A 1117-nucleotide genomic window follows, 5' to 3' on the forward strand; every position below is an offset into this window, starting at 1 on the left:
TGTTGTGGGGCATGAGGTTCTTGGCGCGGGTGCGTCGCTGAGATGAGGAACGGGCTCCTCGTCACAGGATGGAAGTTCCTACACCGTCCGTCCGCGCGAGAGAGCCCGTTCATGACCCACGTTAATGCACCCCTGACCCCGACCGGCCGGCTGCGCATGGTGTTGCGCCACCTCGATGACGGGATCCCGAAGGCCCACGTGGCCGCCGAGTTCCGCGTCAGCCGGCCCACGGTGGCGACCTGGGTGGCCCGCTACCTCGAATCCGGCGAAGCCGGGTTGGCCGATCATCCCTCGACTCCGCGGCGCAGCCCTCAGCGCACCCCGGCGGCGGTCGTGGAGTCGATCGAGGCCTTGCGCCGGGACCGGAAGTGGTCGGCCCGGCGCATCCACCGCCACCTGCTCGGCCTCGGGCACGAGCTGCACCTGCGCACCGTGGGTCGGTGGCTGGCCCGGCTGGGGATCTCCCGGCTGCGCGACCTCACTCCGGACGGCGACGACCTGAGACGATCACCGCAGCGCATCCGGGCTGCCTGGCCCGGGCACATGGTCCACCTGGACGTGAAGAAGGTCGGCAAGATCCCTGACGGTGGTGGCTGGCGGGCCCACGGCCGTGGCAGCGCTGCAGCTAAGCAGTCCAAGCGCGGGGCCGGGGCGAAGGTCGGCTACACCTACCTGCACTCGGCCGTGGACGGCTTCTCGAGGCTGGCCTACACCGAGGCCCTCGAGGATGAGCGGGCGGTGACGACGATCGGGTTCTTCTGCCGGGCACGGGCGTTCTTCGCCGCTCACGGCATCACCCGGCTGCACCGGGTGGTTACCGACAACGGCGCCAATTACCGGGCCCGCGACTTCACCCGGTGCGTGGAAGCCCTTGCCGGCCGACACCAGCGCATCAAGCCCTACACGCCGCGGCACAACGGGAAGGTAGAGCGGTACAACCGCCTGCTGGCCGACGAGGTGCTCTACGTTCGCCCCTATCCCAGCGAGCAGGCCCGCAGGGAGGCGATCGGGACGTGGGTCAACCACTTCAATTACCATCGGCCCCATACCGCCTGTGGTGATCAGCCCCCGGCCTCACGCGTCCCGGCCCGTGCCAATAACGTCATGCCCTCTTACA

General features: G+C 69.2%; 1 protein-coding gene. It reads left to right on the top strand.

Going from position 1 to position 1117, the window contains the following annotated elements:
- Positions 1-111: 111 nt before the first annotated feature.
- The coding region (locus tag ACFYE1_RS17435) for an IS481 family transposase (RefSeq protein ID WP_387745818.1) at positions 112-1117 on the top strand (1006 nt) is incomplete at its 3' end.

It is taken from the genome of Kocuria nitroreducens, from assembly GCF_042879195.1.
Lineage (GTDB): Bacteria > Actinomycetota > Actinomycetes > Actinomycetales > Micrococcaceae > Kocuria > Kocuria nitroreducens.